Source organism: Sphingopyxis panaciterrulae, assembly GCF_014199295.1.
Lineage (GTDB): Bacteria > Pseudomonadota > Alphaproteobacteria > Sphingomonadales > Sphingomonadaceae > Sphingopyxis > Sphingopyxis panaciterrulae.
In genome coordinates this window covers 231775-245941 of the sequence record NZ_JACIJH010000003.1, presented here as the reverse complement: position 1 = coordinate 245941, position 14167 = coordinate 231775, and the positions used below count along the sequence as shown (strand labels likewise).

The following is a 14167-nucleotide window of genomic DNA, read 5'->3' as shown; positions in this document are numbered from 1 at the left end:
GATTGTCGTCTTCATCCGTTGTGACAGCAGCTTGCGCCGATGGGAAGAGGCTATGGAGCGGCGGCGCGGGGTTGCAATGGGCGCGCGCGGGGTTCACCTAGCAGGCCTTCCGCGCCACCAAGCAAAAGGATCGCCCGAGTCCCATGCCGCGCCGCGCCGCCTCCGCCGCCTTGCCGCTTCCCGACCTCGTCGTCCTCGTGCTGCAGGGCGGCGGCGCGCTCGGCGCCTATCAGGCCGGGGTCTATGAGGCGCTGATCGAACGCGGGATCGAACTCGACTGGGTCGCGGGCATCTCGATCGGCGCGGTCAACGCCGCGATCATCGCCGGCAATCCGCGCGACGAAGCGGTGGGGAAGCTGCGTAGCTTCTGGGACGGCGTGTCCTCGGCGCTGCCCGCGCTGCCGGGGATCGACAATGACTGGGTGCGCGAATGGACGCATATTGCGGCGGCGGGGCAGGTCGCGACCTTTGGCGTGCCGGGCTTCTTCACCCCGCGCTGGCCGCCCGCGCCGTTCGCAAGGCCGCAGACGCCCGAGGCGGTCAGCTTTTACGACACCGCGCCGCTGGCCGGGACGCTGGACCGGCTGGTCGACTGGGACCGGGTCAACGACGGCAAGGTGCGGCTGTCGGTCGGCGCGGTTGCGGTCGAAACCGGCAATTTCCGCTATTTCGATACCCGGAGCGAGCGCCTCGACGCGCGCCATATCCTCGCCTCGGGCGCGCTGCCGCCCGGCTTGCCGCCGGTCGAGATCGACGGCATCTGGTATTGGGACGGCGGGCTCGTATCGAACACTCCGCTCGAATATGTCGTCGAGGCGGCGAAGGACGACATGCTTGTCTTTCAGGTCGACCTTTTCCCGGCCCGCGGCGAACGGCCGCGCGACCTGGAGGAAGCCTGGTCGCGCGAGAAGGAGATTCGCTTTTCGAGCCGCACCCGGCGTATCTCCGACGGACTCGTCCGGCGCCGCAAGGAGCATCGGCTGATCGAAAAGATGCTGGCCCGTCTGCCCGGCGGCGCGCGCGACCTGCCGGAAGTGAAAGCGGTCGAGCGCATGGTCGACTGCAAGGCGCTCAACGTCGTCCAACTCATCCACGAACCGCCCGGCTGGCAGACCGGCGCACGCGATTTCGAATTCTCGCGCTCGACGATGGAGGCGAACTGGGCGCTCGGCCGCGCGGCGGTCGAAGCGGCGATGAAGGACGGTCACCTGCTGGCCCAGAGCATTGCCGAGGGCCGATCGGAAAGCTTCGCGGTCCAGGCCGAGCAATTGCGACCCAAAGCCGTCGACCTTCCCTGACCCTCTCCCCTCTATGAAGAAAGGACCTCGCATGCACCTCAAAGGCAAGACCGCCCTCGTCACCGGATCGACCTCGGGCATCGGGCTCGGCATCGCCAAGGCGCTCGCCGGCCATGGCGCCGCGGTCATCATCAACGGCTTCGGCGATGCCGATGCGATCGAGGCGGAGCGGGCGGCGCTTGCGGCGCTGAACGACGGCAAGGCCGCCTATGACGGCGCCGACCTCACCAAGCCCGAGGAGATCGAGGGGATGTTCGCGCGCGCCGACAAGGATATGGGCGGCGTCGACATCCTGGTGAACAATGCCGGCACCCAGTTCGTGTCGCCGATCGAAGATTTTCCGCCCGAGAAATGGGATCTGATTCTCGCGCTCAACCTGTCGTCGGCGTTCCACACCATCCGCCATGCCGTGCCCGGGATGCGAAAGAAGGGGTGGGGACGGATCATCGGCACCGCCTCCGCGCACTCGCTCGTCGCCTCGCCGTTCAAATCTGCCTATGTCGCCGCGAAGCACGGGCTCGCCGGGCTGACCAAGACCGTCGCGCTCGAGGTGGCCGAGGCAGGGATCACCGTCAATTGCATCAGCCCCGGCTATGTCTGGACGCCGCTGGTCGAGAATCAGATTCCCGACACGATGAAGGCGCGCGGCATGACGCGCGAGCAGGTCATCAACGACGTGCTGCTCGCGGGCCAGCCGACCAAGCAGTTCGTCACCGTCGAGCAGGTCGCGGCGCTCGCCGCCTTCCTGACCCGCGACGAGGCGGCGAACATCACCGGCGCCAACCTGAGCGTCGACGGCGGCTGGACGGCCGCCTGAGCATATTGGCCGTGTGCGATCTTGAGCATTGCTTCACCTTCTCCTAAGGCTTGGCCCGGACCGAACCGGGGAGGGGCGGAGACTATGTGGGGTCGTATTAGCTTTTTATTGACCGCGTCTGCGGTCGCCTTTGGCGTTGCCGGCTGTCAGGCGGTGCCGACGATACCGCCGTCGGCCGCCGACGTGCCGGAGGCGCGGGCGTGGCGGTCGGTCGCTACCGAGCAGGATCGTGCGCGCATCCGTGGCTGGTATGCGAGCTGGCAGGCGGCGCTCGCCGACGCGCGTGCCAAGGGCTATGGCGCCGACATCGCGCGCGAAGGGGTGGTGCTGCAACCGACGGCGGCGCTGCCCGATTCGCATCTGCCGGCGGGCGACTATCGCTGCCGTACGATCAAGGTCGGCGCACGGACAGGGACGCTAGGCTATATTGCCTATAGCTGGTTCCGCTGTCGCGTCGATGCGGGACAGGGGGCGGCCAGCCTGACCAAGTTGACCGGCTCGCAGCGGCCGGTCGGGCGGATATTTCCCGACAATGCGAAGCGGCAGATATTCCTCGGCACGCTCGAACTCGGCGACGAAAAGTTACCGATGGACTATGGCAGCGACCGGATGCGCGACATGGCGGGATTGATCGAGCGGATCGGTGACGAACGCTGGCGACTGGTGCTACCTGCGCCTGCGTATGAATCACTGCTCGACGTGATCGAACTGGTTCCGGCGGAACCATAGGGCGAAAGGACAGGGGATGAGGTTTTTCTGGACGGCTTGCGCGGCGCTGGCCTTGACGGCACCCGCGGCGGCGCAGACGCTCGGCGAGCAGGTCAAGACGCAGATGCCTTCGCTGATGACCCTCTACGCCGATTTTCACGCCCATCCCGAACTCAGCTTCCACGAAGTCCGCTCGGCGGGCATCCTGGCTGCCGAGGCGCGCAAGCTCGGGTTCGAGGTCACCGAAAAGGTCGGCGGCACCGGCGTCGTCGCGGTGATGAAGAATGGCGCGGGACCGGTGGTGCTGGTTCGCGCCGACATGGACGGGCTGCCCGTGACCGAGCAGACCGGGCTGTCCGGCGCCTCGAAGGTCCGGGTGACGACGGACGAAGGCGTCGAGACCGGCGTCATGCATGCCTGCGGCCACGATACCCATATGACGAGTTGGATCGGCGTCGCACGGCTGATGGCGGCGAACAAGGCGAAATGGTCGGGCACGCTGGTGATGATCGGCCAGCCTGCGGAGGAACGCGGCGCGGGTGCGCGGATGATGCTCGAGGACGGGCTCTACACGCGCTTTCCGAAGCCCGAATATACGCTCGCCTTCCACGACGCGGCGCAGTTTCCGGCTGGAATGATCGGCTATACGCCGGGCTACGCGCTCGCCAATGTCGACAGCGTCGACATCACGGTGAAGGGCATCGGTGGTCACGGCGCCTATCCGCAGACGACGAAGGACCCGATCGTCCTCGCGAGCCGGATCGTCGGTGCGCTTCAGACGCTCGTGTCGCGCGAGGTCAGCCCGCTCGATTCGGCGGTCGTCACCGTTGGCAGCTTCCACGCCGGGGCGAAGCACAACATCATTCCCGACGAGGCGAAGCTGCAACTGACGGTGCGCAGCTATACCGACGAGGTGCGCGACAAGCTGCTCGACGGCATCGCGCGCGTTGCGAAGGGTGAGGCGATCGCGGCCGGCCTGCCCGACGACAAGATGCCGGTGGTGAAGATCGACCGCAACGAATATACGCCCTCGACCTTCAACACCCCCGATTTTACCGAAAAGATGGCGGTGCTGCTCAAGGCCCGCTTCGGCGAGCAGCGCGTCGTCCAGATGCCGCCGGTCATGGGCGGCGAGGATTTCGGGCGCTTCGCCCGCGATGACAAGAGCATCAAGAGCCTGATCTTCTGGGTCGGCGGCGTTCCGGCTGCCGAGATCGAGGCAGCGAAGACGGAAGGCCGCACACTGCCGAGCCTCCATTCGCCCTTCTGGGCACCCGACGCACCCGCGGTGATTTCGACCGCGACCGAGGCGCTGACGTCGATGGCCATGAAGCTCTTGGCGAAGGGGTAGCCATAGACGCGGAACGCCGTGGGTCATTTGCGGATGCGGACCCGCTCGTCGGATCCGGGTGGGATTATTGGAATCATCTCCTTCGGGGTCATGCCGCCGACGATGTTTCAACGCCCGCTTCTCTCCATGCTCGGTCTGGTCCTGCTGCCGTTTCCCAATTAAATTGGGATGGACCTGTTCGTGAGGCTGTGGTGAGCGAAAGACATGTTTGCCAATGAACCTGTTCCTAGCTTGTCCGCATGCCTCACCGACCGGGAAATGGAAATTTTGCGCCTGTTGGTCGCCGGGCATACCGTCAAGACTATCGCAGCGCGTCTGGGCCGTTCGGAAACCTCGATTAACGAGCGTTTGCGTTCCGCTCGCCGTAAGACAGGCGTAGGCAGCAGCCGCGAATTGGCGCGGCTTCTGGACCTCCAAAAAACTTGTGACGAAAATATCGATCTTTCGAGCCAGCGCTCCACCGTGGAGGACTTGGCGCACACCGCAACCGTTGGGGTTCGCAGTTCGAAAGGAATGATCGTCATGCTCATCGCAATACCCCTGGCCGCGGCCGGATTAATGTTCGCAGCCGCCCCTTCCGCCGATCCCGTCGGAACAGCCGACACGGTTTACAGCGCCACCTCCATGCCGTTGCCGCTGGTCGGAAGCTGGTCGCTGGACGCATCGCTCATGCCCGAGAAGGAACGGCCTCAACGGGTAACGATGACGTTCCGCGCATCGCAAGACGGCAAATGGACGACGCGTGTCGAAATCGTCGGGCCAGACGGCTTCCGCAAGCATGCGGAATCGACCGCTGCTCTCGATGGCGTCCCCGTACCGGTCACCGGCAATATGGATTTCATCGATAGTGTTGCCCTGCGTCAGCCGGCGCCGGACACATTGGTGATGACATTGGGAAAGGCAGGCGCGCGAGTGTCGACGCGAGTCTATACCGTCGCCAAGGATTTGAACTCCATGACCGAAACGATTGTCTGGTCCAGCGACAAGCTTCAAAAACTGGAAACGACGCATTTCAATCGAATTTCTTGATCGCGGCCGCCGGCATCGCCTGGCGCTAAAAAGAAATGCCGATTCTCACGCGTTGTGGTCTGCAAAGTTGCAGAGGTCGCACGCGCGCTATGCCCCCTCCCAACCTTCGGCACCCCGGGCTTGCCCCTGGGGGGCCACCTTGTTCCCTTTCGCGATATTGCGACGAGCAGCGTGGCTGCGATCCATCGCTTCCCGTCATCCCCCTGTGAAAGTGGCGAAGCTGCCGCCGCGTCCATCGCCATCGGTAAAGCGCTTGGCTCCGTCCGCAGCGCCTGCGCGTAACGGGGTGGCCCCGGCGTGCGCTTCGTGCGCAAGCGCGCCTTCGATTTCGAAATCCCATTGGCGATAGGCGCTGAGCCGGTCGCTGTTCATGCAGATTTGTGGGAAGGCTGCGATCTGTTTGGCGAGGTTGATCGCGGCGGCGAGGGCTTGGCCGTCAGCAACGACGCGGTCGGCGAGGCCGATGCGGTGCGCTTCGTCGGCGGTGACGGGGCGCCCGGTGAGGATCATGTCGAGGGCGCGGCCCTGGCCGACGATTCGCGGCAGCCGCACCGTTCCGCCGTCGATCAGCGGTACGCCCCAGCGTCGGCAATAGACGCCGAACACCGCGCTTTCCGCGGTGACGCGCAGGTCGCACCAGAGCGCGAGTTCGAGCCCACCGGCGACCGCGTGGCCCTCGACCGCGGCGATCACCGGCTTTTCGAGCAGCATCCGCGTCGGCCCCATCGGTCCCGGCCCGTCGGGATCGTAGCCCGCCGTGCCGACCGCACCCAGGTCGAAGCCGGCACAGAAATGGCCTTCGCTGCCGGTCAGGATCGCGACGCGCGCGCTTTCTTCGGCGGCGAAGGCCGCGAAGGCGTCGCGCAGCGCGACGGCGGTCGCGGGATCGACGGCGTTGCGCTTCGCCGGCCGGTCGATGGTGACGACGGTAACCGGGCCATCGCGCATGACGAGAACGGACATGGAATTTCCTCCGATCGAGAGGGGTGGGTCGTTATCCCGCGAGCTAACATGATGCGCGGGCGAAGCGCAAAGACTTGAAAGCCGGCATGGGCGACCCTAGATTGCGGATATGCGGGCCGGGCCCCTCTGGCGTTGGCGGGATTTTCCCGCGGCGTGATGTCGGACCGCATCGGGTGACACCGATGCTTTGCGGCCCAGCTCTCCCCCCTGACACGGGTCCCGGCGTCGGCGTCACCTGTTTTGAGTTCGCTCGATCAGGAGGCCCTATGTCTGTAAATCCCCATATCTTTCGGCTGACCGAGCTGCACCGGCGTCTCGACGACGCGGTGCGGCGCGAGGCGCGCCGGCGCGGCGGCGATCCGTTCCGCGTGCTCCGGCTCAAAAAGCTGAAGCTTGCGGTCAAGGACCGAATCGCGTCGCTGATGCGGCGCCCCGTCCACGCCCGCTAGATCCGATAAAATATCTGGAAGCGCGCTGCCGTTCGGCGGCGCGCTTCGCCTGTCCGGGGATCATTCGCCATGGAATTTCTTTTCGCCGACTGGCTCGGAACGCCGGTCTGGTTCTGGCTGGCGTTCATCGCCATCGTCATAGCGCTCACCGCCTTCGATCTCGGCATATTGCACCGGGAAAGCCGCGAGATGGGTATCGGCGAGAGCCTGAGGCTCTCTGCCCTCTACATCGGCATCGCGCTCGCCTTCGGCGGCTGGATCTGGGCCGCGAAGGGCGGCGAGGCGGGGCTGCAATATTATACGGGCTTCTTCATCGAGAAGGCGCTGTCGATCGACAATATCTTCGTCATCTCGCTGATCTTCGCCGCCTTCGCCATCCCCGCCCGCTACCAGTATCGCGCTTTGCTCTGGGGCATCATCGCGGTGATCGTGCTGCGCGGGATCATGATCGCGGGCGGCTCAGCGCTGGTCACCGAATATGGGTGGCTGCTCTATGTCTTCGCCGCCTTCCTCGTCTTCACCGGGATCAAGATGCTGTTCGCGAGCGAAAAGCCGATGGACGTCGCGGGCAATCCGGTCGTTCGCTGGCTGTCGCGGCACATCCCGATCACGCAGGAACTGCACGGCGAGAAATTCTTCGTGCGCGTGCCCGACACGCGGACCGGCAAGCTGGCGCTCGCCGCGACGCCGCTGTTCCTCGCGCTCGTCGTCATCAACCTCGCCGATCTGGTGTTCGCGGTCGACAGCGTGCCGGCGATCTTCGCGATCACGACCGACACCTTCATCGTCTATACGTCGAACATCATGGCGATCCTTGGCCTGCGCGCGCTCTATTTCGCGCTCGCGGCGATGGTTCACCGCTTCCATTATCTGAAATATGCGCTGGCGCTGGTGCTCGTGTTCATCGGGTCGAAGATTTTCGTCGCCGATTTTCTGCTCGACGGCGCGAAATTCCCGCCGCTGCTCAGCCTCGGCGTGACGGTGGCGCTGATCGCGGGCGGGGTGGTCTGGTCGCTGGTCAGGACGCGGGCGGACGAGCAGGTCACGCCGGGATGAGGGCGCGTCAGATCGCCAGGATCAGCGTGTCGTCGTCGTGCGGTACCGCGGCCTCGAAACTCGGCAGCGGCTCGAAACCGTCTTCGAGCAATTCGGCCGCTCCCAGCCCGTCGAGCTTGAAGTGGCCGAGGCGCCGCTCTTCCTCCGAACGCCAGTTCTTGCCGAGATTGAGGGCGCTGACGAACAGATCGCCGCGCCGTTCAAACATCAGATGCGGGGCGAGCGTCATCCGGTTGCCGTTATAGCTGGCCGAGATCATTCGCCGGCGTGCAATGGCTTCCATCAGTTTCAGTCGGGTGTCGTTCATGAGGAGGAGTCGCAAAAACCAGTTTCGTTGTGCAATGCACCATAACCGATCCGCGGCACCGGTGGCAAGGGGCGATCCATGGATAGCCATTCACCCCGAACATGAAAATGCCCGCCGGACGTCCGAAGACGTCCGACGGGCAGGCTTTCCTCCCCAGGAAAGCTCGGGAGGCGCGGGGGGCAACGAAAACCCCCGCGCCAAACTCGATGGCTAGGCAGCGAACTGGTTCCCCCGCGGCATTTATGCCGCGAACTGATTCATGGTGTTGTCCTTGCCCGCGGCCTTCAGGGCCGCTTCGCCGGCGAAATATTCCTTATGGTCGTCGCCGATGTCGCTGCCCGACATATTCTGGTGCTTTACGCAGGCGATACCCTGGCGGATCTCGGCGCGCTGGACGTTCTTCACATAGCCCAGCATCGCTTCCTCGCCGAAATATTCCTTCGCCAGATTGTCGGTCGACAGCGCGGCGGTGTGATAGGTCGGCAGGGTGATGAGGTGGTGGAAGATGCCCGCCCGCTTCGCCGCGTCGCGCTGAAAAGTACGGATGCGGTCGTCGGCTTCGGTTGCCAGGTCGCTGTCGTCGTAATCGACGCTCATCAGCTTCGTCCGGTCATAGGCGCTGACGTCCTTGCCCTCCTTCTCCCAGGCGTCGAACACCTGCTGGCGGAAGTTCAGCGTCCAGTTGAAGCTGGGCGAATTATTGTAGGCGAGCTTCGCATTGGGCACGACCTCGCGGATACGGTCGACCATCGAGGCAATCTGTTCGATGTGCGGCTTTTCGGTCTCGATCCACAAGAGGTCGGCGCCGTTCTGCAAGGATGCGATGCAATCCATGACGCAGCGATCCTCGCCGGTTCCGGGACGGAACTGATAGAGGTTCGAGGGCAGGCGCTTCGGACGCATCAGCTTGCCGTCCCGGTTGATCAGCACGTCCCCGGGGTTGCCCGCACCCTCGACCTCTTCGCAGTCGAGGAAGCTGTTATACTGGTCGCCCAGGTCGCCGGGTTCCTTCGTCACGGCGATCTGCTTGGTAAGGCCGGCACCGAGGCTATCGGTGCGCGTCACGATGATGCCGTCCTCGACCCCCAGTTCCATGAAGGCGTAGCGGCAGGCGCGGATCTTCGCGATGAAATCCTCGTGCGGCACGGTGACCTTGCCGTCCTGGTGACCGCACTGCTTTTCGTCGGAGACCTGGTTTTCGATCTGCAGCGCGCAGGCGCCGGCCTCGATCATCTTCTTGGCGAGCAGATAGGTCGCCTCGGCATTGCCGAATCCGGCGTCGATGTCGGCGATGATCGGCACCACATGCGTTTCGTGATTGTCGATCGCGTGCTGGATCTGCTTCGCCTTGACCTCGTCCCCGGCGTCGCGCGCCGCGTCGAGTTCGCGGAACAGGCCGCCCAGTTCGCGGGCGTCGGCCTGGCGCAGGAAGGTGTAGATTTCCTCGATCAGCACCGGAACGCTGGTCTTTTCGTGCATCGACTGGTCGGGCAGCGGACCGAACTCGCTGCGCAGCGCGGCGACCATCCAGCCCGACAGATAGATGTAGCGGCCCTTGGTGGTGCCGAAATGCTTCTTGACCGCGATCATCTTCTGCTGCGCGATGAAGCCGTGCCAGCAGCCGAGCGACTGGGTGTAGTTGGCGGGATCGGCGTCATAGGCGGCCATGTCGGCGCGCATGATGCGCGCGGTGTAGCGGGCGACGTCGAGGCCGGTCCTGAACCTGTTCTGGGCGCGCATGCGGGCGACATTCTCGGCACCGATCGCGTCCCAGCGACCGTCCTGGTCGCGAATGAGTCGGCCGGCCTGCGCCATGTCTTCCTGATAGCCCATGTTTCGATCCTTCGATTGGAAGTGGATGGACGGAAGTTGGCGAAAGTGCCGCGGAAAAGAAAAGGTTTTGTCAATTTTTCTTGTGAAATATGGCGATGAGGTGCAAATCAGTCTGTAAATAAGTAAAGAAAGTTACAAAATGGCGGAGCGGCGGATATTCGCAGGGCCGGCGGTGCGCAAGCTGCGGCGCGAGGCGGGAATGACGCAGGCGGCGATGGCCGATGCGCTCGACATCTCGCCGAGCTACCTCAATCTGATCGAAAGCGGGCAGCGGCCGCTGACCGCGACGGTGATGGTCCGGCTGGCCGAACGCTTCGATTTCGACGTCGCGGCGCTCGGCGGCGAGGAGGTGCCGGGCGGGTCGGCGGGGCTGCGCCGCCGGCTGGCCGACCCGCGCTTCGCCGACCTGGGCATCGCCCCGCACGAGGTCGACGAATGGCTCCAGAGCGCGCCGAGCACCGCCGCCGCCTTTGCCCGGCTGTTCGACGCCGCGCCCGAAGCGGGGCGTCCGGATAGTGAAGTGGAAGCGCCCGAAGTTGCCGCCGTGCGCCGCGCCATCGAAAAATGGCGCAATCATTTCGCCGATCTCGACACCCGCGCCGAGGAACTGGCCGACGAACTGCGACTTGCGGGCGGCGACCTTTATGGCACCATCGCCGAGCGGCTGCGCACCCGCCACCAGCTCGGCATCCGCATCCTGCCCGCCGACGTGATGCCCGACCGGCTGCGCTGGCTCGACTGGCATGCGCGGCAGTTGATGCTGAACGAGTTGCTGCGTCCCGCCTCGCGCACCTTCCAGGCGGCGGCGACGCTGGCGCAGATCGAGGCGCGGGCGGAGATCGACGCGCTGGTCGCGGGCGCCGAATTTGCGGAAGGCGCCGCGGCCAAGCTGTTCGAGCGTCATCTGATCCAATATTTCGCGGCGGCGCTGATGATGCCCTATGGCCGCTTCCTGCGCGCCTGCGACGCGACAGGCTATGATCTGCTGCTGCTCCAGCGGCGCTTCGGCGCCGGGTTCGAACAGGTCGCGCACCGGTTGACCACGCTGCAGCGGGTCGGCGCGCGCGGGCTGCCCTTCTTCATGCTGCGCATCGACCGCGCGGGGCAGGGGAGCAAGCGCTATGCCGGAGCGAGCCAGTCGCCGCTGGCGGACGGCGACGCGCGCTGTCCGCTGTGGGGCGTCCACGAAGCCTTTGCGCGGCCCGGCGAGGTGATCGCCGATCTGGTTGAGCTGGAGGATGGTTCGCGCTGGTTCACCCAGAGCCGCTCGGTCGCCGCGCCGGGCGCGACGGGAAGCGGCACGCCCGCGCGCTTCGCGGTGTGCATCGGCGTCGACGCCAAGGTCGCCGCGCCGCTGACCGCCGCGCGCGGCATCGAGCTGATGCGCGCGCCGGCGACGCCGATCGGGCTGGGGTGCCGCCGCTGCACGCGCGGTGGCTGCGTCCAGCGCTCGGTGCCCCCGCTGGGTCGCCCGCTGCGTTTCCGCGACGGCGAGCGCGGGGTCAGCGCGTTCGACTTCGCGGGGGATTGAGACTCTCTTTTCGTCCCCTTTCCGTCACCCCGGAACAAGACCCGAGTGGCGAGAATCGGGTGCCGGGGGCGACCTGCCGATCCGTCGTCAGAACTCCCCGGCGATGCCGACGCGGGCGGCGTTGTTGCCGTGGCCACCATAGGCGAAGCCGGCGGTGAGTGCGAAGGGCGCGTCGGTGTTCAGGCGATGCGAGATGGCGCCGCCGATCGCCTGCGCCTCGCGGAAGGTCGAGCCGTTCAGCACATAGCTGGTCCGGCCGGGCTCCGACGGCATCGGGGCATAGCCCATCGCCATCGCCGCGGCGATGCCCGCGCGTGCGTCGCGCCGGTCGCGGCGGATGTCGGTGCCGATCCGGGCAATGTCGACCGGGCCGAAATCGGCGAGCGCGAGATTGCCCGAGGCATCGGAGGTGACATAGCGCGTCGCGCCCGATTGCGCGGCGCGGCTTTCGGCCGAGCCGATGCCGGCGAGCGTATAGGTCGAGGCGGACGAGCCCAGCGCGATCTGGCCCGCGCGATCCGCGACCGCATTCTCGCCGATCGCGACCGCCCCGAACGCTGCCGCCCGCGCATGGCTGCCGAGCGCGATCGCCGACTGCCCCTCCGCGATGCTGTCCGCGCCGATCGCGATGGCGGCGAGCCCCGTCGCGCTATTGTCGGCCCCGATCGCAACCGCGCCGCGGCCCGCGACGACATTGGGGTCGCCGATCGCCACCGCGCCATTGCCGTCGGCGATGTTGCCGGCGCCGATCGAGACTGCTGCGCCGCCGCGCGCCACCGCGCCCGTCCCCATCGCGACCGAGTCCGCCCCGCTGGCGTCGGCGCCCGTGCCGATGGCGATCGCGTTGGCGCCGGACGTCGCCGGGCGCGGGCCCGATCCGTTGATCGCGATATAGTCGGTGCGTGCGAGCGCGAGGCCGGCGGTCTCCTGCGCGCTGTCCGCCACGGCCTGCGCGAGTTGGGCGTTGGCCTGCGCGGCGTCGGCCTGTTGCTGCGCGGCGTCCGACCGCATCTTTGCGTCGTCGGCCGCCGCCTGCGCCGTCGCGGCATTGGCGAGCGCCGTGTCGGCGACGGCGCGGGTGGCCACGCCGCTGCCGGCCGCCTGCTCGGCCAGCGCATGTGCCGCATCGGCGCGAGCCTGCGCCGCCACCGCCTCGCCGTGCGCCGTGTCGGCGGCGGACTGCGCCGTGGCGGCCTCCACGCGCGCCGTGTCCGCCGTCGTCTGCGCCAGCGCGGCGTTGGCGAGCGCCGTATCGGCGGTGCCCTGCGCGGCGGCCGCCTCGGCGCGGGCGGTGTCGGCGGTGCCCTGCGCCGTGTCGACCCGCGTGTCGAGCGCGGTGGCCAGCCCGGCCTGGGTGGCGGCCTGTCCTTGCAATGCTGCGATATCGCCTTCGACCTCGCCGACGCGGGCGTCGAGCGCCGAGGTGTCGCCCGTGCCTTGCAGCGAGGCGAGCCATTCGCTTTCCGTGCCGGCATAGCCATTGGCCACCGCAACCTGATAGGCGCTGCGCCCGTCGGCGCCGGTCGGACCCAGGGGCCCCTGCGGACCTGTGGCGCCAGTCTCCCCTTGCGGACCCTGTGGACCCGCCGGACCCGTCACCCCCGGCTCGCCTTGGGAGCCTTGCGGACCCGTCGGGCCGGTGTCGCCCTGTGGGCCTCGTGGGCCCGCCGGACCCGCGGCCCCAGACGGGCCCCGCGGGCCCGCCGGGCCAATCACCCCCGGCTCGCCCTTTGGGCCTGCCGGACCCTGCGGGCCCGCGGGCCCCTGCGGGCCGGTCGGACCCGTTGTGCCGGGCGGCTGCGCCTCAAGCGCATCGACGCGGGTGTCGAGCGTGGTCAACGCGGTATCCACCGCCGAGAAGGCGCCGCCCACATTATCGTAGCTGCCGCCCTGGATGACGAAAGCGGGAGCGGTGAACACCCTGCCGTTCCACGACGCGCCGCCGCCGAGGGCCGCGGCCAGGTTCGTGCCCCACAGGTCGCGCAGCCCGTTCAACTGGCCGAGATTGACTGCATCACTGTCCTCCGCGCCGGCGGCGAGGTTGACGATCCGCCGGGTGAAGCCGGTGGTGGCATCGTCGCTGCCCACCGATACGGTGTTATCCTGATCGGCGAGCGAGCCCCGGCCGAGCGCCACGCTGCCCGCGGCGGAGGCATTGGCGCCTTGCCCGAAGGCGGAGGCCCCGAGGGCATTGGCCGTGGCGCTTTCGCCTATCGCGGTCGCGTTCGCCTGTCCCGGCCCGGTCGCGCCGGCCTGCGCGTGTGCGCCGACGGCGGTCGTCCCGGGGTTGTCCGTAGAAAGGGATAACGGGTCGCCCGGAATCTTGACGTAGAGAAGACCGGCCGATGCACCGTAGCCGGACGCATAGCTTCCGTTGGCATAGGCGGTCGCTGCATAGCCCGACGCATAGCTTTCTTCGGAAAGGGCGATGCTGTGAGCGCCGATCGCGGTGTTGCCGTCGCCGTTGGCGAGGCTGCCGGCGCCGACCGCGGTGTTGCCGGTGCCCGTGCCGTTCGCGTGGCTGCCTTCGCCGCATTCGGTCGATCCCGCGACGGGCCCGTTGTTGCATTCGGGCGTCGAATCCGCGCGGGCGGCGGATGGCGCCAGCAGCGTCGCGGCGAGCGCCGGCGGCGCGGCGGCGGCGGTCAGACGTTTCCAGGACGATCGCATACGCTGTCTCCTCCGCGCCCGAACGCGCGCAGGATAGCGGAAAGCGGCGAGGGATCATTGACCCTGCGTCCATATCTCTTGCCCCTGCGTCCGGAATCGCGGACTCGCGGCGCGGGGAGCGATGCTCTAGAAGGCGGGACGGCGAAGGACCTGCG

The 14167-nt window shown here is 67.0% G+C and carries 12 protein-coding genes; 8 read left to right on the top strand and 4 right to left on the bottom strand.

The window, feature by feature from the left end; translation table 11 throughout:
- The first annotated feature begins 143 nt into the window (after window positions 1–143).
- The 5 genes from FHR21_RS07775 (at window position 144) to FHR21_RS07755 (ending at window position 5203) form a co-directional block, all read left to right on the top strand.
- Complete coding sequence (locus FHR21_RS07775) at window positions 144–1298, top strand: patatin-like phospholipase family protein (RefSeq protein WP_184096961.1); 1155 nt, start codon at window positions 144–146, stop codon at window positions 1296–1298.
- A 31-nt stretch (window positions 1299–1329) separates the two neighbouring features.
- Window positions 1330–2115, top strand: coding sequence for a 3-hydroxybutyrate dehydrogenase (locus FHR21_RS07770; RefSeq protein ID WP_184096959.1), 786 nt, complete (start codon window positions 1330–1332; stop codon window positions 2113–2115).
- Between the two features lie 84 nt (window positions 2116–2199).
- On the top strand, window positions 2200–2844 hold the full coding sequence (locus tag FHR21_RS07765) for a DUF4893 domain-containing protein (protein WP_184096957.1): 645 nt from the start codon (window positions 2200–2202) through the stop codon (window positions 2842–2844).
- 16 nt (window positions 2845–2860) lie between these two features.
- On the top strand, window positions 2861–4174 hold the full coding sequence (locus FHR21_RS07760) for an amidohydrolase (protein ID WP_184096955.1): 1314 nt from the start codon (window positions 2861–2863) through the stop codon (window positions 4172–4174).
- A 204-nt stretch (window positions 4175–4378) separates the two neighbouring features.
- Window positions 4379–5203 carry a helix-turn-helix domain-containing protein gene (locus tag FHR21_RS07755; RefSeq protein ID WP_221235065.1) on the top strand — a complete coding sequence of 275 codons (825 nt, stop codon included), beginning with the start codon at window positions 4379–4381 and terminating at the stop codon, window positions 5201–5203.
- A 195-nt stretch (window positions 5204–5398) separates the two neighbouring features.
- On the opposite strand, the gene FHR21_RS07750 is transcribed toward FHR21_RS07755, so the two are convergent.
- Window positions 5399–6166 carry a crotonase/enoyl-CoA hydratase family protein gene (locus FHR21_RS07750; protein WP_184096953.1) on the bottom strand — a complete coding sequence of 256 codons (768 nt, stop codon included), beginning with the start codon at window positions 6164–6166 and terminating at the stop codon, window positions 5399–5401.
- Window positions 6167–6432: 266 nt separating this feature from the next.
- On the opposite strand from FHR21_RS07750, the gene FHR21_RS07745 reads away from it, so the two are divergent.
- Together FHR21_RS07745 and FHR21_RS07740 are read left to right on the top strand one after the other, a co-directional pair.
- Window positions 6433–6615 (top strand): HP1242/YdcH family protein, encoded by a 183-nt coding sequence (locus FHR21_RS07745; protein ID WP_184096951.1) that lies wholly within the window; start codon window positions 6433–6435, stop codon window positions 6613–6615.
- Between the two features lie 69 nt (window positions 6616–6684).
- On the top strand, window positions 6685–7671 hold the full coding sequence (locus tag FHR21_RS07740; RefSeq protein ID WP_184096949.1) for a TerC family protein: 987 nt from the start codon (window positions 6685–6687) through the stop codon (window positions 7669–7671).
- 7 nt (window positions 7672–7678) lie between these two features.
- Here the strand turns inward: FHR21_RS07740 and FHR21_RS07735 are convergent, their stop codons facing one another.
- Entirely contained in the window at window positions 7679–7978 is a 300-nt protein-coding gene (locus tag FHR21_RS07735) for a WYL domain-containing protein (protein ID WP_184096947.1), read from the bottom strand.
- 240 nt (window positions 7979–8218) lie between these two features.
- Window positions 8219–9811: an isocitrate lyase gene (locus FHR21_RS07730; protein WP_184096945.1), complete on the bottom strand. Its 1593-nt coding sequence runs from the start codon at window positions 9809–9811 to the stop codon at window positions 8219–8221.
- A gap of 139 nt (window positions 9812–9950) precedes the next feature.
- Between FHR21_RS07730 and FHR21_RS07725 the strand changes: the two genes are divergently transcribed.
- Window positions 9951–11342, top strand: coding sequence for a helix-turn-helix domain-containing protein (locus FHR21_RS07725; protein WP_184096943.1), 1392 nt, complete (start codon window positions 9951–9953; stop codon window positions 11340–11342).
- An 87-nt stretch (window positions 11343–11429) separates the two neighbouring features.
- Here FHR21_RS07725 and FHR21_RS21045 read toward each other — a convergent pair whose 3' ends face one another.
- Window positions 11430–14012, bottom strand: a complete 2583-nt coding sequence (locus FHR21_RS21045; protein ID WP_184096941.1) for a hypothetical protein — start codon at window positions 14010–14012, stop codon at window positions 11430–11432.
- Window positions 14013–14167 lie beyond the last annotated feature (155 nt).